Source organism: Georgenia daeguensis, assembly GCF_039537705.1.
In the GTDB taxonomy this organism is placed as follows: domain Bacteria; phylum Actinomycetota; class Actinomycetes; order Actinomycetales; family Actinomycetaceae; genus Georgenia; species Georgenia daeguensis.
Map to the genome: position 1 here is coordinate 1 of NZ_BAABBA010000005.1, position 17,983 is coordinate 17,983.

Genomic DNA, 17,983 nt, shown 5'->3' on the forward strand with positions numbered 1-17,983 from the left:
AAGGTAGCGTCGGGCACGTCGAGGTCTTCCAGATGGGCAGCGTCAGAACTCCCATCATCGGAAGACCTCGACCCCTATCCGGCGACCGACGCGCCCACCACCGCTACACCGTCAACTGCGAAGAGCCACATTACGAAGGCTGCCTTTGCTCAGTTTCCCCGGGATACGTCGGGCTTTCCGCAACACAATCGATTGGCTTCGGCGTCCCGATGGTTTGGGCAGACGACGAACCCCATGCGCCCGAAGTGGAAGCTCTCAATGGAGAAAACAGTCGTCGATTCAAGAGCGGTTCAGCGGATTCCTTAGCAGATACACTGGCGCAAATGATGGCCGCTCGAAAACATTACGCTTCTAGACGGTTCGCCATTTCCGAATCGGCGCGCCGGAAGTACTCGGCCGAGGCAATGGCCGCCGGTATGGAAGACGCCGTAATTGCCCTGCTCATCTGATGTACGACCGAACGAGGTTGGTGAATTGGCGGCTAACGGCAGTCTGTCAGGCCTTGTACCGCGCAGCGATCCCCCTCGGTATGCAGCGGCACGCTGCTTCCCTAGACGGTATGGAGTGACGCATTGTCGGGGTCGCGAGCCGTGCCCGGGGTCGTCCCCTCCTGAGTTGGCTCAATCGCTTAGTGCGTGAGTCACGCCCCGTGGATAGCGTCGAGGATGGCTTGTTTGTCGTCGGGGATCTCGGGGGCGAAGGTGTGGGTGGTGGCGTTGATTGCGATGATCGCGGAGCGCAGTGGCCGGAGCTGACGGATCACCTTGCGGATCGCGAGCCCGGTGCGGGTCTGGACCTCGCGGCTGACGGCCAGGGCGGTGAAGACGATGGTCAGGTGGGTCTCGATCGCGTCGCGGGTGCGGTGGAACATGGGCCGGGCGCGCAGGTCGGTCTTGCTCATCCGGAAGGATTGCTCCACGTGCTCGTGGTAGGAGCCTGATGACCTCTGCGGCCGGCATGAGGTGGGCCGGGATGTTGCTGACGTAGCCCTTCAGCCCGACCAGGTGCCGGGCCCTGGCCAGGGCGGTCTCGTCCAGAGTGCGTGAGTCGCCGCTGGTCTTGACGAAGCGTGGGGAGCGGGCGGCCTTCTCCCCGGCGATGACCGCGCGGGCCTTGTTCTCCTGCAGGGTGAGCGTCTTGGCGTCCCGCGCGGCCCGCTTGCCCGAGTAGGCCCAGACCGCCCGCCAGGAGCCGGGATGCTGCTGACGGTCCCAGACGGGTTCGGCCCGCACCGCGGTCTCGTTCTCGCTCCTGCGCCCGGTCCGCGGGGTGATGGTGTCGATGACCTGGCCGTCGGTGAAGGCGTCGCCGTGCCAGCGGAAGTGCGAGGCGAGGTCCATCGGGCCTTGCTCACCCGGGAGCCGACGATGAAGCGCAGGTTCGCCTCGTCGAGCTGGCGCAGGTTCTCGGCCGAGAGCATGCCGGCGTCGGCGACGACGACCATGTCCTCGATGCCGTGGCGGGCCTGGAACGCCCGGACGATCGGGATGACCGTGGTCTGCTCGGCGGTGTTGCCCTTCCAGCAGCCGATATCGAGGGGGAACCCTTGCCGGTCGACGAGCAGCCAGACGACGATCTGCGGGTCGACGCGGCGTTCCTTGGAGTAGCCGACCTTGCCCAGGTCGTCCTCCTTCTCGGCCTCGAAGTACAACGTGGTCACGTCGTAGAGGCACAGGGAGACGTCGCCGCTGGTCACGGCGTGCCGGAAGCAGGCCGTGGCGATCTGGTCGCGGTAGCTGCCGGCCGCGGCCCGGGCCAGGGTGCGTTTCATCGTCGCGTAGCTGGCGGGGGTCCGGCCCAGGTCCAGGAGCACCCGCCCGGCATCGAGCAGCGAGGTCGGCTCCACGACCCGGGCGACGACCAGGTCCCGGAACAACCTCGTCACCGACGCCGTCGAACCCCAACGCGGCGAACACCGCACGAAGGGCCTCGAACAGGACCCGACTGTCGGTGGAGACGACCCGGCCGGGTCCGTCCCGGCCCAAGGTCCGGCGCCGGCTGCGGCGGGTCGAACGGCCCGGGCGCACGGGCAGGCGGGGCGAGCGGCGTCACCGGCGGCGCCGCGGCGAGGCCGAGATCCGACACCTCCTGGGCGGGGTTTCGCCAGGAGCTCCCGGGAGGTGCCGACCCTCGAACCCCGACCCGTGAGCCAACTCAGGTCGGACGCGGGTGCCCCTCGAGAACAACATCGAAATCCGTACCGGCAACAGCCACTCTATTATAAACGCACAGAACGAACGCATAAACCCCGCGACAGACGTAATGTGCGGTGACCGTGTGTGGATCCGGTGGAGATGTTAGATTGTTGAAGGGACGCCAGGTACCTAACGATTGCGTGGTGGGGTTGGGGACACAAAATTACCAAGGCGTTCCGCGAAGCGCACTGCCCGGGATACCCGCAACAATCGCACGGCGCGGAGCGACCTGGGTCACGGATCGCGTCTAATCCCGAAGTTCACTGACGTGCCCGCTTCCATCGCATAAACGGACCAAGGAGAAGTAGTTCTGGGATGAGTTGGGCCAATATGACAGCTAACACGGACGACAGAACGGGCCCAACCGCTCCCATCATAGGCGTGAGTACTAGCATCAGAGCGAGCGCCGTAAGGCACATCAGTGACACGCTTACCGCCTGAAAGCGCAACCCTCGTGCATCAGTGAGGTACATGCCAGGGACGGCCTGTAGGCCTTGGATTAGGATTAGCACTGCCATCGCAGCCCAAAGGTGGCGGGGAACAGATACTTCACTTAGTACCTGAACTCCAACCGGCGCCAACACAAAAAACACTGCAGCATAGAGCACAAGCATGAAGGCACTCTTTCTGAATATGCTCCAGAAATGTGTGTTTGCGACGAATTCGCCTTGTTTGGAAGCGATTCCCGCGAAGTGAGGCCAAAGGTTACTGAGGACTTGATTCACCAGACTCATGGCCGGGGCGTAAAACACCATAGCCACGGCATACACTCCCAATGCTTCAGCACTGGCCATGTGTGAGAGAGCTATTCTGTGGCTTTGAAGCGCGACAGGTACGCCCATCATAGTGATCAGCATCGGCCAAGCAGTCTGGAAGATTCCCAATCTGTCCGCGGCAGTACCGAACGTTGGCGAGAGTGAGGTATTGCCTTTGAATCCGGCGATTCGAGTCGCGACGACGAATGTGAGGATCGCGACCGCCAGCTGTGCGCATGCAGGACCGATAATGAAGAGGCCAGGCTGAGAACCGAAGTATCCCGCGATCGCACATGCCAGGTTCATTAGCGGGAAAATCGTCTGCAGTATCGTCGCTAGAGCGACTCTACCCAATCCGGTTAGAATCCTTGCGCCCAATCCGAATGGAATGGAGCAGGCGAACATCAACAGGAACAGGAGGGGGGGCCAATAGCCATACAGAAATATGTCGGAACCAAGTAGCTTCCTCCAGCCCACGGTCAGTTGCAGCGCGACACCTGTCAGAAGAACGAGGAAGGCGACAATCCCCAGAATCGCCAATGCAACACGAGTTTGACGCCGCGCCGAGGGCCTGTCGCCTCGAGCAAAGCCATTAATCAGAGCCGTGCCAATGCCGAAGTCCAAGAACGTGAGCAACTGTGGCATGGTTGTCACGAGGGAGATCACTCCGAACTGCGTGACACCCACCGCGTCAATCGCCAGGCCTTGAGCTAGGAGCGTAGCGCCGACCGATACGGGAAGTAGGCCGATTCGGCTCAGTCCGGTCGAGACTAGCCGACGAGTTAAGGATTCCTCGGCTTTAACCAACAGCCAGTCCTAACCGAAAGGCAGCCTTCGCTAAGAGCCTGCGGTCCATTGAAAGAATGCCCCTTAGCAGATAAGCAACTCCTATCAAGAACGCTTTTCCTCGAGTAAGTCCCGGCGTGAAATAGGGCGGCCCAAGGGCACGCCTTCGCTTCGACATGGACCGCCCCGCGTTCCATCGGGAAGAGATGGCCCGGCGGTCATGGTCGGCAAATTCGAAGGCGAACGCTTCGCGAACGAAGTGAGTCTCCGCACCCAATGCGCTAAGCTGCGAGAAGAACCGAGTGTCTTCACCGCCGATGTCATCTAGCGCCGGGTCGAACCTAAGACCGTGGTTCTTTATGAATTGCACGCTCAGGCAGGTATTGCCCGAGTAGGCGGGCTTTGGGTAAGGCCCCGAGTTGATCGGAAGCGCCTCCGGCGGCCTTATGTCCTCCGCGGAAGCATCTGACTTCCCCAAGGCAACTTCATAGACCGGACCGAGCAACACCTGGACATCTGTATGAGACTCCCAATAGCTACGGAACGCGGCGGACCACCCCGCAACCGGCAACTCGTCGTCATCTATGAAGATAATGTGACTGTAACTATTCTCAATCGCATACGTAAGTGCCGCGTTTCTACTGCTTGCATAACCTGTGCAAACTATAGGAACTACACAGGGGGGCGGTGCAATGAATTTTCCGACACGCTTCTCGGGTACGAAAACGCGCCATCTGTTCAGTAACCCCTCTGATTCCATGGCTCGAGCCAGAGTGGTGAGGTCTCTATCGCCCCGTGTCGTGGTTGCTACCAACGGGGAATATGAAGACAAGGGTTCTCCTTTAAAATGGACCGACTTCTTACCGCAACGTCATCGACGCCTTCTCCAGTTCCGCAGTGCTCGCCACGGAACGCGGAGAATGTCCGCGGGAAGTGCCCTCAGAGGCTGGATGCCGTGGCGCAGGCGTATCAGTAACGTCTCAAGTTCGAGGCGGCCGCGCAGCCGTTCTGACATGCCCCCCGCCTCATATAGACAAAGGGGCATGTCGATTGGTGCTACAGGAGCTTCTTCGGCAACGGACAACAGGAAATCGTAATCGGCGGACACTTTGTATCGCGTATCGAAAGAACGAGAATTGCAGAGCGCTCGATCTATTATGGTCGCCTGATGGCAAGGTGCCGAGTATCCTCGAAGCACCTCCCCCAGATTGTATTGCCAAGCCGTCGTAGCGTCGGGACGCAATGCGATACCGAGCAGCACGGACGACTTATGCTCATTGAAAAGTTCCACGAGCCTTCCGGGGGAAATTTGTGGCGCTACTTCGTCACCGGCGTTCAGGAACCAGATCCATGCGCCTGAAGCGGCATCGAGACCCTTGTTCATCGCGAAGTAGGGCCCACCGTCCGGTTCCTGAATTAGGGTGATCTCTTCGACGCCGGTTTCTGCGATTAGCTCGGCAGTGCTTTGCAATGATGCGCCGTCAATGACCACAACTTCAAATGGGATCCCTCGGAGAAAACGCAGTGAACTTAGGGTTCTTGCGAGGCCTTCGTCATTGTCGAAGGTGACAGTCACGATACTCAAAGTTGGCGACTGGCCAAGATGCGGCTGTACCGGTGCGTCTTCGTCATAACGCATCTTGCGTCTCCTATTGTTCACTACCGCAAGTACGGGGTCACACCGGTGCTAGCCGGCATCATTTTTTGGCGGACTTCCACGAACACCCAGAACGGTAAACGCCGAGCATGCCGCGGTAGGCGGGGAGATAAGGGCGCACGTTATAAGTCTACTAGAGTTTGATCGTGCGCATTGCACCGTGTCGCTGCGGTAGCTATGGCCTTGGTCCCAGGCACAACACGGAACTTCGACGTTACGCGTCAGAACCGGTTGGTTAGTGGTGAACACAAAAGCACCGTTCCCGGCTACCGCGCGAACGTGTGCAACTTTGTTGCTGTGCGTATGTACGGGAGGACACATAGGGGAACAGAGGCTCACAAGAAGGGCAGGCGCATGGTCGGGCGTAATACAACTTGTTAGGCTGGCCTATTCATTTCAAGATATATCTGCGCACACAGTAATTGCTCGCCGTGCCGAGCGCATCCGACACCGAGGTGCGAGAAGGCGGTATCGACGATATTGTTTCGATGCCCGGGAGAATTCATCCAGGCTTCGACGACCAACTCAGCGGCGGCAGCACTATCAACGAGATTTTCGCCGGCCCGTTGAGCTGAGCAATCGTTCAATACCGGGCCCATCGGCGCATGGCTCAACTCGTAGCCGACAAGTTGGGAAGCCCTGGCGGTTGCGGCGGCCGCTGCACACGGAGACCACTTAAGACGCTCGATCCCCTCGGCGGCCCGTTTTTCGTTCGTTAACGCATATAGCTGCTCGGCGTACGGGCGCGGGTCATATGTGCCTCCCCGCGATAAAGCCGGTTCAGCCGGTGCCGCGCAACTGCTTGTCACGACCACACAGCAGGCCACCAGAAGAAGTAGCGATAGCCGAATCGTCAGGGTTCGCATATTACGGCAAGGCCCCCACGAGATGCGTGGGGGCCTTCCGTGTACTCGCTTGGACGTCTTCAGGCCTGCGTCTGTCGCCGGGCAAAGACGAGAACACCGGCTCCGGCCGCGAGTAGGGCTGCGGCGCCAACGACGAGCGGGGTACTCGTGGCACCGGTGTCGGGTAGCGCAGCGGCATCCTCGGAGTTGTCACTCCCCGCACCCGCACTCGTGGCGGGGTCGCCAACCGTGACGGTCGACTCCTCAACCACGTCGCCGTTCTGGTCAACGGCGGTGATGGTGTAGACAGCTTCCTCGTTCAGCGTGACGCTGAAAGTGGCAGCACCGCCTACGGTCGGCTTCTCCATCGTCTGTGAGCCGGCGATCTCAATTGCGGAGTTGGGCACGTTCGCCGAAGCGATGGTGAGACCGAAGAGCGCGTTCTCGTTCGGACCCTCAAGGTTGATGTCGAAGGGCACGCCCTGCGCAACGGAGCCGGGGACGTCCACCTCGTAGGGGTCGTCCGGGTAAGCAAGAGCGGCAGTTGGCGCGAGGATGATGGCCGCGGTGGCCGCGGTCGTGCTGAGCGCGCGTCGAATCATGATGTGTTCCCCCAGTGGAGTGCGACAAGAACTGGCTGTCGTCCGAAACGGTACCAATCAACTCCTGCAAGGGGAAGCCAGCGGCAAGAACTGACCATCTTTTGGTCCTGGCGTCATGCGCACCAGCGGCGTCCCCGCTTGGTTGGGCCCCGTCTCGATGTCGTACTCGAACGTGACAGACTGCTGCGGTAAGAGCTCCAGTTTGTGGGTGCCCATGGAAAGTCCGTTGTGCAGACGTGGGGTGTAGCTAGTTGCTTCGTCGCTGGAGCGGGCGCCGAGGATGCGCCCTCCCGTAGGGGCGTAGACCAGCACGTCGGACCGGATGTTCCCCACGGGCACCGTCTGTCCACCGCCGGTCAGGTACGCCGGAAGTTCGATGTAGTTCTCCGGCACAGAGGACGACACCGTGACAACGAGTGTAAACACTCGTGATCCGTCCCCGCGGCATGTGTTGGCTTCGATCTCAGCTCTCACATCTTGGTAGTAGCCGATCTTGGCCGCGCTGCGGTCGTTGACGTACACACCCACCACCGGTGCGCCACGGGTGCTTCCACGGAGTTCTCCGCTCAGCGTCGTCCCAGCGAGCAAGGCCTGCTCACGTGCGTGCGCGGACCACATCATGAGACGCCCTTCCTCGGCGACCTGATCGAGGAGGCCCACCATCGACGCGGGATCGGCAGCGCCGCTCATCACCGAACTGAAGATAGTTCCGGCCGCCATCGCGAAGAATTTGTCCTGTGCCGACGGAGTCTCGAGTTCGAGATAGACCTGATTCAGCAGTATCTCGGCTGCATTTTCCGACGTTAGTTCCTGGCCGTTGACGAGCACGACCGGACCCGTCGCCTGTAGCAGCGTCTGCAGCGCGACCGGGTCGATGGACAGCACGCCGTCCACGTCAGTGCCGACTTCTCGACGCCACATCTCTCCCGCAATTTCGGCACTTCGGGGGAAGTCTGGCGTGAAGGTCACGTCCTGCATGTACCGGCCGAGCTGGGTGCCGAACATGGCACGCTCGACGTTGGTGACCTCGACTACGGGTTCGTCGAACGGACCGAACGAGGATGCCGGCCGCTGCTCAACCAGCTCGATGGCACCCTGGTCAGCGCGCAGCAATACCACTGCTCCAGGGATGCCACCCGTCGCACGGGGTTCCGCGTTGTTCTGCACCAGCAACAAGTACTCGCGAGGGCCTTCGGAGCCCAGCATCGGAGGGATCAGGCGAACCGCGCGGGATGCGGTGGCGGTGATCGAGGCGATGGCGTCGACCTGGCCGGTGAGTTCGGCCACCGGCCCGCGCAGTTGCTCCGCGAGCGCATTGGAATCGACGCCCTCCAGGGTGGACCGTGCCGACTGGACGGTCTCGTCCGCCCTGACGACCTGCGGGGCAACGTCTACGATCGGGGCAAGGGCGATGCGGCCTTCCACGGGCGCCATCCGGGACGGATCAACAACCTGAACGGCCTCGATGAGATCGCTCAGTGCGCCAGCGGCGATGTCGTCCACTACTGCGCTCACCGTCTGAACAGCATGGACGTTCACGCCGAGCCCGGGCACCTTGCCCAAGAGCGTCCAATGCGGACCATAAGTCGCCTGTCGCGCCTTCGCCGTGTGCTCCGGTAATTCCATTGCGGTTGCCGCAGCGCCCTCTCGGTCCCCAGCTTCCACCTGCGCCTGCAGTGTGCGTACCTGGTCCGCTGCCATCCGCAGCTCGGCGTGCGCAGTACGCACATCTAGCACCAGAGCAGCCCCGACAATGACGACGACCACCGTCACGCCGCCCAGTACGCCGCCCAACGCTCCAATGACTGGGTTCAGCCTCCGACGTCTTGGCCTTGACGCATGGCGCGATCTTTGCGGGCCAGTCACGCGTCCCTCACCGTGCCGCCGCCACGGCCCCCGCTCTGCGGAATGCGAGCCCATGTCCGGGCGTGCTGGATCGAATGAGGTTCCAGGGCGCATAGGCCCCGATACTAGGTGAGGTCCGCGTGAGCACCCACAGCCAGCAATACCGTGGACAGCTGAACGTTCAGATGAAGGCGGGGACGCGCATGGCATACCGATCAGGCGACAACTTCACCGTTCTAACGGTGTGCACGGGCAACATTTGCCGCTCCCCCGCAGTCGAGCACCTCTTTCGCGCGGCCTTCGGGAGGAACAGCGGAGTCGATGTCGCCAGCGCGGGCACCGGGGCGCTCATCGGTCAGCCGGTGCACGGCCCGATGGCTGACCTGCTGCGCGGGGTGGACGTCGACCCGGACGGCTTCGCCGCGCGCCGGGTCACGGAGCAGATGCTCCGCGGCGCCGACCTCGTGCTCCCGCTGACGCGCGACCACCGCGCGCAGGTGGTGGACCTCGCGCCTGCGGTGGTGCGACGCACGTTCACGCTGCGCGAGTTCGCCCGCCTTGCGTCCGAGGTCGACCGGGACGAGCTCGAGGCCCGGGCGGGTGGGGCCGCCGCGACGTCCGCCTCCCGGCTCGACGCGCTCATCCCGCTGGCCGCCGCGCGCCGCTCCGCTGTGGCCCCGGAGTTGGACGACGTCGTCGACCCCTACCGGCGCGAGCAGTCCGTGTACCAGAAGTCCTTCGACCAGCTCCTCCCCGCCGTGCGCACCATCGCTCAGATCGCGCTTCGGCTCTGATCCCTCAGTCCCGACGACGGAAGCCGCCGTGGCTTCGATGCACGGCACCGGAGAAACACAGCAGCCCCCGGCCGCATAGCCGGGGGCTGCTCGTTCGAGGCGCGTCAGCGCAGGCCGAGCGCCTCCTCGATCGGGCCGATGGCGAAGTAGACGACGAACAGCAGCGCCACGATCCACATGAGCGGGTGGACCGTCCGCGCCCCGCCCTTCCGTGCCGCGGAGAGGACGACGTAGGCGATGAAGCCCGCGCCGATGCCGACGGTGATGGAGTAGGCGAAGGGCATCAGGACGATGGTGAGGAACGCGGGGATCGCGATGGCGGCGTCGCGCCACGGGATCTCGACGACCTGCATCATCATGAGGAAGCCGACGATCACCAGCGCCGGGGTCGCCGCCTCGTAGGGCACGAACGCGGTGAGAGGGGAGAGGAACGTCGCCAGCAGGAACGCGATGCCGGTGACGATCGAGGCCAGGCCGGTGCGGGCGCCGTCGCCGACACCCGTGGCCGACTCGATGTAGCTGGTGTTGGAGGAGACGCCGGCGGCGCCGCCGGCGGCCGCGGCGATCGAGTCGACCACGAGGATGGAGCGGGTCCGCGGCGGGTTGCCCTCCTCGTCGAGCAGGTTTCCCTCGGCGCCGATGGCGACCATCGTGCCCATGGTGTCGAAGAAGTCGGCCAGCATGATCGAGAACACCAGCAGGATCGCGGCGATCGGGCCGAGCTTCTCGAAGGCGCCGAAGAGCGAGAACTCCCCCAGGGTGCCGAAGTCGGGGGCCTGGACCGGGGACCCGGTCAGGGTCGGGACGGTCAGCGCCCAGCCGCCGACGTTCGTCTCCGGGTTCGCCGCGCCGACGTTGGCGACGGCCTCGATGACCGCGGCCAGCACGGCGGCCACGACGATGCCGATGAGGATCGCGCCGCGCACGCCCTTGACCATGAGGAAGGCGATGAGCAGCAGGCCGACGACGAAGACGACCGCCGGCCAGCCGACGAGGGAGCCGTTGACGCCCAGCTGCAGCGGGGTGCCACCGGGGCGCACGATGCCCGCGTTCACCAGGCCGACGAGCGCGATGAACAGGCCGATGCCCACCGAGATGGCCACCTTGAGCGAGTGCGGGACGGCCTTGAACACGGCCTCGCGCAGACCGGTGAGCACCAGGATCAGGATGATGAGGCCCTCGAGGACCACCAGGCCCATGGCGTCGGCCCAGGTCATCCCGGGCAGGTTCACCAGGGTGAAGGCGAGCAGGGCGTTGATGCCCATGCCGGCCGCAAGGGCGAGCGGGTAGTTCGCCACCGCGCCCATGAGGATCGACATCAGGCCGGCCACCAGCGCGGTGCCCGCGGCCACGGCGGGCAGGTTCGGCTCGGAGCCGCCGCCGAGGAACGCGCCGGTGGAGTCCGGCGTGGACAGGATCAGCGGGTTGACCACGAGGATGTACGACATTGCGAAGAACGTCACGAGGCCGCCGCGGATCTCGCGGCCCACGGTCGAGCCGCGCTCGGTGATCCGGAAGGTCCGGTCGAGCCAGCTGTCAGTAGTCCTGGGGGGCGCGCTCTGCGCAGGAGTGCTCACAAGGGCGGATTGTCGCAGAACGTCCCTGTGGTGGGAACCAATATCTCGCCGGTGGCGTTGAGGAAAGTCACGCGCCGGGAAATCGCCTCCTGGTTGGTCAGCCGACCGTGGTCTCGAACATCCCGTAGTTCTGGGCTATCCACGGGAACACCCATGTGAACAGCGCGGCCACGACGGCGAGCGCCAGCACCAGCGCCTCGATCGCCTTGAGCCACCGCGGCCCGGGCAGGAGCCGCCAGATCGTCGCGTACATCAGCTCTCCTCCACGAGGTCGGCGGGCACGCCCTCGCCGCGTGGGATCCACTCGACGAACTGCCCGTGGGTGATCCACCGTTCCCGCGTGCTCCACAGCGGGTGGCAGGTGGTGAAGGTGATCATCCGCTCGGTGGGTGCGGCCGCCGGGTCGCCGGGCACGGGCGCGACCACGTCCACCTCGTCGGGCGTGACCACATAGTTGTCGGTGACCTCGTACACGAGCCAAGCCTGCGCGGTCTCGACGATGATTCGGTCACCGTTCTGGAGCTTGTCCACGTGCGCGAAGGCGGCGCCGTAGGACTGCCGGTGCCCGGCCAGCGCGAAGTTGCCCACGTCTCCGGGCAGCGCCGTCCCCGGGTAGTGACCTGCGGCGCCGGTGTTGAGGACGTCCCACATGCCGACGCCCTCGCGGATCGGCACCTCGTAGTCCGCGCCCCAGCGCGGCACGTGCAGGATGGCGAGGCTTTCGCCCTCGCCCACGGGCTCCATCACCGGCGGCGCGTCGGTCCGGGGCTCGACCGGCTCCTCCACCGCCGGCGCCTCGAACTGCTGCCGCATCTCGTCGATCGCGGCGGTCTGGTCGCCGGCGACCTCGACGTCGGTCCAGTAGACCTGCCACACGACGAACAGGCCGAGCAGCAGACCCGCGGTGAGCAGAAGTTCACCGACCACCCCGGCGATGCGGGCACCGAGAGTCGGCCGACGACGCCGGGTGCCCTTTCGCCGTTCGGCCCGCCCGGCGGGGGCGTCAAGGGTGTCGGTGCTCACGGGCCCGGGCGTCACATGAACAGCGCGGCGACCAGGAGGACGGTCGCGACGACCATGACACCGAACGCGACGTACTCCACCCGGCGCCAGTAGCGCTGGCGTTCGCTGTAGGACATCTTCTTGCGGGCCATACAGGCATCCTCGCAGACGCAGGAACATCCCCGCCACGACTGTCCGCATTTGGCGCATTTCGCGCCGACAACTTGCGGGACGACCGGTTCGGGAATGCCGACGACCACCGGACGGTTGCCTTCCGGAGGATGACGGCCCTTATGCGAGACTGGCCCCTGGTTGTCTGCAAACCTGGGGGCCCTCCGTGGAACTGAACGAGTACATCAGCATCCTGCGCAAGCGTTGGGTCAGCGTGGCGACCATCGCGCTGGCCACTCTTGCTGCGACGGCCGCCGTCACGCTGATGCTGACGCCAATGTTCAGCGCCTCGAACCGGATGTTCTTCGCGGTTGAAGGCGGTGACTCGGTCTCTGATCTGGCCCAGGGCTCAACTTTTACGGAACGGCAGATGACCTCGTACGCCGAGGTCGCGACTGCTCCGCTGGTCCTCGAGCCCGTCATCGACGACCTCGGCCTCGACACCACCCCGAAGGGACTGGCCAACGCCCTCACCGTCACCGTGCCTGCAGATACGGTGATCCTCGACATCACGGCTACCGACGAGCGGCCCGAGCAGGCGGCTCAGATCGCCAATGCGGTCGCCAAGCAGCTGGCCGTCGCCGTCGGAGAGCTCTCTCCCGAACGTCAGGACGGCGCCGAGGCGGTCCGTGCCACGGTCACCACTCCGGCCACCGCCCCGGCCGACCCGTCCTCCCCAAACATCACCCGCAACCTCGTACTGGGGCTGGTGCTGGGACTCATGCTCGGCGTCGGCGTCGCCCTTCTGCGCGAGATGCTCGACACCAAGGTCCGCGACGAGAAGGATATCAGCGCCGTCACCGACAGCTCCGTCATCGGAACGATCGGTTATGACTCGGCGGGCGTCGAGCACCCCGTCTTCATGTACGACGACCCGGCCGGCCAGCGGGCCGAGGCGGTGCGCCGGCTGCGCACCAACCTGCAGTTCGTCGACCTGGCGGACCGGCCCGGCTCGATCGTGGTGACCTCGTCCGTGCCGGGTGAGGGGAAGTCGACGACGGCGATCAACCTGGCGGTCGCCCTGGCCGACTCGGGGGCACGCGTCGTCCTCGTGGACGCGGACCTCCGGCGTCCGTCCATCGCCGACTACATGGGTCTCGAGGGCCGCGTCGGCCTGACGACCGTGCTCATCGGCCGCGCGGAGATTGGTGACGTCGTCCAGCCATGGCGCGACACCTCGCTCGACGTCCTACCGTCCGGGCAGATCCCGCCCAACCCGAGCGAGCTGCTCGGCTCCCGGGCGATGGCCACCCTGCTCGGCACGCTGACGCAGTCCTACGACATGGTGCTCATCGACAGCCCCCCGCTGCTGCCCGTCACCGACGCCGCGGTGCTGACCAAGCTCGCGGGCGGCGCCGTCGTGGTGGCCGGCGCGGACAGGATCCACAAGGCACAGCTGCGCGAGTCGCTGGACAACCTGGAGAACGTCGGCGCTCGCATGCTCGGTCTGGTGCTCAACAAGGTCGAGCAGAAGGGCCGGGACGGGTACGAGTACACGTACGAGTCGTACACGTCCGGCGAAACGGTCGGGGACAGCGGCGGGCGCCGCAACGGCCGGCGCATGGAGTCGGGTTCTCGGGGTGCGACCTGGCCGGGCAAGCCGCTCGCCGCGCAGAGCCGCAGGCAGTAGACGTACGGACGGGCGGGGTTTTCGCCGGTTCATCTCCACCTCGGCGAGTCGTCGCCTTGGAGCCACCTCCGCGTCGGCCTGGTGCCTAATTCCGTTCACGCTCGGCTGGAATCGTCAGGTTCGGCCGGTCAGGGGGACCGGTCGCATCCCGACAGGAGCCCGATACGTGAACGTGCCCGAACGCTCGTCCAGCGCCCGACTTCACCGACCGCTGCGCCTCACCACCACCGCCCTCGCCCTCGCGGCGTGCGGCGCGGTGCTCTCCACCGCCGTCGCCACCGCCGCGCCCGTCGACACGGCTGACCCTGCCAACTGGGCCGAGACGGCCTACCGGGGCGGCGTCGAGGTCGTCGCCGGCACCGACGAGACCCCGGAGAGCATCGACGGCGTCGTCTTCGAGGACAAGAACAAGAACTCGGTGCAGGACTCGGGCGATCCGGGCCTGCCCGGGGTGACCGTCACGAACGGCCGCGACGTCACCACGACCGACGGCCAGGGCCGCTACGAGCTCCCGGCGTTCGACAACATGACCGTCTCGGTCACCCAGCCCCGCGGCTACCAGGTGCCGGTGGACGAGGACAACGTCGCCCAGTTCTTCTACCACCACCTGCCCGAGGGCTCCCCTGCGCTGCGCTACGGCGGCATCGCCCCGACCGGCCCGCTGCCGGACGCGGTGAACTTCCCGCTCGCCCAGTCCGCGCTCACCCAGTCCCCGGACCAGAGCTGTGTCATCGGCGGCGACATCCAGACCTACGACCTCGAGGAGGTCGAGTTCGCCCGGGCCGGCGCGTTCGCCGACCTCGCCGAGCGCACCGACTACGCCGGCTGCGGCGTCACCTTCATCGGTGACGTCGTCGGCGACGACCTCTCCCTCTACCCGCAGACCCGCGAGCTGGCCGGCATGCTCAACGGCCCGGCACGGTTCCTGCCCGGCAACCACGACCTCGACTTCGACGCCACCACGAGCGAGCACACGTTCGACACCTTCCGCGCCAAGCTCGGCCCGGAGTACTACTCCTACGACTCAGGCAAGGCCCACGTCGTCGCCCTGAACACCGTCGAGTATAAGGCCGGCACCTCATACACCGGCGCGCTGGACGCCCAGCAGCTCGAGTGGCTCCGCAACGACATCGCCCAGGTGCCGGAGAACCGGCTCATCGTCCTCGCCTCCCACATCCCGCTGCTCGACTACGCCGACCAGGGCGCCGCCCGCCACCAGGTGGCCCAGGTGCAGGAGATCTACGAGATCCTCGAGGGCCGCGAGGTCGTCGCCGTCGGCGGCCACACCCACAGCATCGAGAACCTCCGCGAGGGCGACAGCCTCACCGGCTGGAACGAGCTCTTCGGCGTCGAGGGCCTGCCCTTCACCCACATCACCTCCGGCGCCATCTCCGGCGACTGGTACTCCGGCCGCCTCCTGGAGGAGGGCTACCCCACCGCCATCCAGCGCGACGGCGGCCGGCCTGGAGTGCTCACCCTCGACATCAAGAACAACACCTTCCAGGAGCGCTTCACCGTGCGCGGTGAGGACGGCGACCACCAGATGGCCCTGGGCCTGAACACCCCGCGCTACCGCGACTGGTACGCCCAGTACCGCACCAGCCGCGGGTCCGCGCCCGCGTTCGAGAACCCGCTCGCCGTCTCCCAGGCCGACCTCGCCGGCGCCACCTGGCTGACCACCAACTTCTGGATGGGCTCCACCGGCTCCACTGTCGACGTCACAATCGACGGCGGCGAGCCGGTCGAGGCGGTCCGCACCCAGCAGATGCAGGGCGAGGGCCAGCTCGTCGGCGCCGAATGGTCCGACCCGGCCGCCGTCCAGGAGCAGCTCGTCCACGGCGGCAGCCTCGCCGACCGCTCGATGCACCTGTGGCGCCTCGAGCTGCCGGCCGACCTCGCCGTCGGCCAGCACACCGCCGAGGTGACCGCGACCGACGTCCACGGCCGCACCTTCACCGAGACCCTCACCTTCGAGGTCACCGAGTAGCTCACAGCACATCGGAGGGGCGGGGTCTGCCGACTCCGCCCCTTCGCCGTCCTCGGACCGTCAGGGTTCGCGTGCTGAGCCGTCGAGCTGGGCACATCTCGTCATTCGAAGAAATCCGACATATCTCGCCCCGCGCGGCTGATTTGCGCTTGATGACGGTCGGGGCTGAGCCTGGCATCCCCCGCATCTGAGCACGGACTCCCCGCGTCGCTATAGGTCACCGTCGAAACTATCCGTTGAGGCTCTTCCTGGGGGCACACTCGCAGGGCTGGCACATGGCACTCGGCCTATGGCCACAGTCCTGCTCCGCCGGGCGACGTGGCGGCTCACATGGCGAGAGTCACGCGGCTTGGCGCCATGGGCCGGAACCAGAGGGGCGGCCAGGATCCGGTCGCGTGGGAAGATGCACGGCATGGACCGCCTCTTCCTCGCAACGCTTGGCGTGGCCAGTGCTCTGATCTGGGTGGGGGTCTTAGTGGGGATAGCGCTCAAGCGACGCAAGGAAGCAGGGGGGCAGCGCCGGCCCGACGTTCCTTGGATGCCGATCCTCGTTGTCATCGCCTGGGCAAACGGTGTAGTGCCGAGTTTCCTGAATCTGGTCATCGCCGGCAGACCACCGGTAGACATTTCGGCCTCTACTACGCTGGCCCCGCCAGCCGCCATGGCCGCGCGTTTTCTGCCCATGCTGTTCGTCCTCTTCTGTGCCGCTGCCCTCCTGCATGAGAAGGAACGGCCCCCGGCGGTTGGCGCGGGGCGCATGTGCCTATTCCTTGCGCCCTGGGCTATGGGCCAACTCGCCACACTGGCGGCCGGTAAGTCGATAGGGCCGATGACGCTGGTCCTGCTCCCGGTCCTCGCCCTCGTGGCCTGGAAAATCGGTCCACCTCTGCGGGACCTGAGGATCGTCGGCATACTAACGGCGGTTACGGCTGCGGGAAGCCTAGTGCTGTGGAAGTTCGCACCTGAGGTTGGCGCCGTATCTGCCCCTTCAACGGGGGCGAAGGCCGCTCTTGATCAGCTCCTAGCTGGCCCGTACAACCACCCAAATACGCTGGGTATGGCATTGGTGGTTGGGTTGCCCGCCGTGGCGTTGTTTGCCAACCGTCGGTGGAGGTTCATCGCCACCGTCGTAGTGGTCGCTGCTACGTGGCTCACCGGCTCGCGCACAGCTCAGTTCTCGGTAGCGCTGATTCTCGTAGCAATGTACGTCCTGCCGCGCACAGGCCGGGCCAGGCGAGGATTCTTTCTATTGGCGGCCGTCTTACTAATTTCCACCCTGGTGCTGATCCCGTTGACCACCACGGACCCAAACGCTTACAGCGAGCGTGGCCGCATCTGGATGACGAGCCGGGACTCGTGGGCTGGCAGCCCACTCTTCGGCGGAGGCGTGACGTTCTACCCCGACACGGGCCGCTACGTCACCGCCTTCGGTAGCTTCGCATTCCACGGCCACAATCTGTTCATCCATTTCCTCACTACTTCAGGGATCGTCGGAGCCGGCGCGCTAGTCATCGTCGTTCTTGCGGCGGTGAAGGCATCACAGAGGTACCTCAGCCGGGGCCATATTTTTCCTGCTGCCTTCGTGCTGGGGTTTCTCGCGCTGGCATTCCTGGAGGTGGCGACAGACTTCCAGAACCTCAGCACCCTGGGCTTCGCCGTCTGGACGTCTCTTGCGGTAATCCTGTTCAGCCACGATCAAGTCACCCCGACAACATCAGCCCCAATAAGGCAAGCGCCTGCCGCACATCGCCTACGGGCCTAACTTCAATGCGCGTACTGGCGACGTAGTCGACGATCTCGTTGAGCGAGGCGGTATACATTACTTGCTGATCGGCGGTTCCAGCGACTACGGTTTACAGCGTAAAGAGCGGTGATGTGCCGTCCTCGAGCGGTCGGTGGATCCAGGTCCTCCTCCTCCACGACCTGCCACGCGGACGTGACCAGCGGAAGCGGCGCCGAAACGGCACCGGGCGCCGTGGGGGCTCCGCATTCGTGTCGTAGAGGTGCGACAGGTAGAGAAGTCTGACCCGTGTCTGACGCTACGTTCCTGCTCCTGCTACCCGGTGCTCTGTGCTGCTCGACCGTCCGGTTGTGCACGCTTACGCCTATCGCGCCGCCGGCACGCCGGTTCTATCGC

The 17,983-nt window shown here is 65.0% G+C and carries 13 protein-coding genes and 1 pseudogene; 5 read left to right on the forward strand and 9 right to left on the reverse strand.

Features of this window, described 5'->3' with window-relative positions:
* On the forward strand, positions 1–449 hold a 449-nt coding region (locus tag ABD774_RS06190; protein ID WP_345038867.1), incomplete at its 5' end, for a glycosyltransferase.
* Positions 450–640: 191 nt separating this feature from the next.
* On the opposite strand, the pseudogene ABD774_RS06195 reads toward ABD774_RS06190, so the two are convergent.
* From ABD774_RS06195 to ABD774_RS06215, 6 genes and pseudogenes are all read right to left on the reverse strand, one after another.
* Positions 641–1,970 (reverse strand): annotated as a pseudogene (locus ABD774_RS06195) (IS1634 family transposase); the annotation flags it as partial.
* A 485-nt stretch (positions 1,971–2,455) separates the two neighbouring features.
* Positions 2,456–3,757, reverse strand: a complete 1,302-nt coding sequence (locus ABD774_RS06200; protein WP_345038869.1) for a lipopolysaccharide biosynthesis protein — start codon at positions 3,755–3,757, stop codon at positions 2,456–2,458.
* An 850-nt stretch (positions 3,758–4,607) separates the two neighbouring features.
* A complete protein-coding gene (locus ABD774_RS06205; RefSeq protein ID WP_345038871.1) occupies positions 4,608–5,375 on the reverse strand; it encodes a glycosyltransferase in 768 nt (255 codons plus the stop codon).
* A 395-nt stretch (positions 5,376–5,770) separates the two neighbouring features.
* Positions 5,771–6,259 (reverse strand): CAP domain-containing protein, encoded by a 489-nt coding sequence (locus tag ABD774_RS21665; protein WP_425554488.1) that lies wholly within the window; start codon positions 6,257–6,259, stop codon positions 5,771–5,773.
* Between the two features lie 59 nt (positions 6,260–6,318).
* On the reverse strand, positions 6,319–6,840 hold the full coding sequence (locus ABD774_RS06210; protein WP_345038874.1) for an LPXTG cell wall anchor domain-containing protein: 522 nt from the start codon (positions 6,838–6,840) through the stop codon (positions 6,319–6,321).
* Positions 6,841–6,897: 57 nt separating this feature from the next.
* A complete protein-coding gene (locus ABD774_RS06215) occupies positions 6,898–8,613 on the reverse strand; it encodes a DUF4012 domain-containing protein (RefSeq protein ID WP_345038876.1) in 1,716 nt (571 codons plus the stop codon).
* A gap of 275 nt (positions 8,614–8,888) precedes the next feature.
* Here ABD774_RS06215 and ABD774_RS06220 point away from each other — a divergent pair, with 275 nt between their 5' ends.
* The gene (locus tag ABD774_RS06220) at positions 8,889–9,479 is read left to right on the forward strand and encodes an arsenate reductase/protein-tyrosine-phosphatase family protein (protein WP_345038878.1); all 591 of its coding nucleotides are present in this window, start codon (positions 8,889–8,891) and stop codon (positions 9,477–9,479) included.
* 104 nt (positions 9,480–9,583) lie between these two features.
* On the opposite strand, the gene ABD774_RS06225 is transcribed toward ABD774_RS06220, so the two are convergent.
* The 3 genes from ABD774_RS06225 to ABD774_RS06235 form a co-directional block, all read right to left on the reverse strand.
* Complete coding sequence (locus ABD774_RS06225) at positions 9,584–11,056, reverse strand: NCS2 family permease (RefSeq protein WP_345038880.1); 1,473 nt, start codon at positions 11,054–11,056, stop codon at positions 9,584–9,586.
* A 97-nt stretch (positions 11,057–11,153) separates the two neighbouring features.
* Positions 11,154–11,309, reverse strand: coding sequence for a hypothetical protein (locus ABD774_RS06230; protein ID WP_345038882.1), 156 nt, complete (start codon positions 11,307–11,309; stop codon positions 11,154–11,156).
* Positions 11,309–12,079 carry a class E sortase gene (locus tag ABD774_RS06235; protein ID WP_345038884.1) on the reverse strand — a complete coding sequence of 257 codons (771 nt, stop codon included), beginning with the start codon at positions 12,077–12,079 and terminating at the stop codon, positions 11,309–11,311. The genes ABD774_RS06230 and ABD774_RS06235 overlap by 1 nt, the downstream gene beginning before the upstream one ends.
* A gap of 316 nt (positions 12,080–12,395) precedes the next feature.
* Between ABD774_RS06235 and ABD774_RS06240 the strand changes: the two genes are divergently transcribed.
* The 3 genes from ABD774_RS06240 to ABD774_RS06250 all read left to right on the forward strand — a co-directional run bounded on the left by ABD774_RS06240 (position 12,396) and on the right by ABD774_RS06250 (position 17,608).
* On the forward strand, positions 12,396–13,859 hold the full coding sequence (locus ABD774_RS06240; RefSeq protein ID WP_345038886.1) for a tyrosine-protein kinase domain-containing protein: 1,464 nt from the start codon (positions 12,396–12,398) through the stop codon (positions 13,857–13,859).
* Positions 13,860–14,031: 172 nt separating this feature from the next.
* A complete protein-coding gene (locus ABD774_RS06245; protein ID WP_345039307.1) occupies positions 14,032–15,846 on the forward strand; it encodes a calcineurin-like phosphoesterase C-terminal domain-containing protein in 1,815 nt (604 codons plus the stop codon).
* A gap of 412 nt (positions 15,847–16,258) precedes the next feature.
* Positions 16,259–17,608 carry an O-antigen ligase family protein gene (locus ABD774_RS06250; protein ID WP_345038889.1) on the forward strand — a complete coding sequence of 450 codons (1,350 nt, stop codon included), beginning with the start codon at positions 16,259–16,261 and terminating at the stop codon, positions 17,606–17,608.
* Positions 17,609–17,983: the final 375 nt, after the last annotated feature.

Excerpts from the sequence above, each read along its gene's own strand:
- ABD774_RS06205 (WP_345038871.1), bottom strand. The coding sequence starts at position 5,375 with ATGCGTTATGACGAAGACGCACCGGTACAGCCGCATCTTGGCCAGTCG.
- ABD774_RS21665 (WP_425554488.1), bottom strand. The coding sequence starts at position 6,259 with ATGCGAACCCTGACGATTCGGCTATCGCTACTTCTTCTGGTGGCCTGC.
- ABD774_RS06210 (WP_345038874.1), bottom strand. The coding sequence starts at position 6,840 with ATGATTCGACGCGCGCTCAGCACGACCGCGGCCACCGCGGCCATCATC.
- ABD774_RS06220 (WP_345038878.1), top strand. The coding sequence starts at position 8,889 with ATGGCATACCGATCAGGCGACAACTTCACCGTTCTAACGGTGTGCACG.
- ABD774_RS06230 (WP_345038882.1), bottom strand. The coding sequence starts at position 11,309 with ATGTACGCGACGATCTGGCGGCTCCTGCCCGGGCCGCGGTGGCTCAAG.
- ABD774_RS06250 (WP_345038889.1), top strand. The coding sequence starts at position 16,259 with ATGGACCGCCTCTTCCTCGCAACGCTTGGCGTGGCCAGTGCTCTGATC.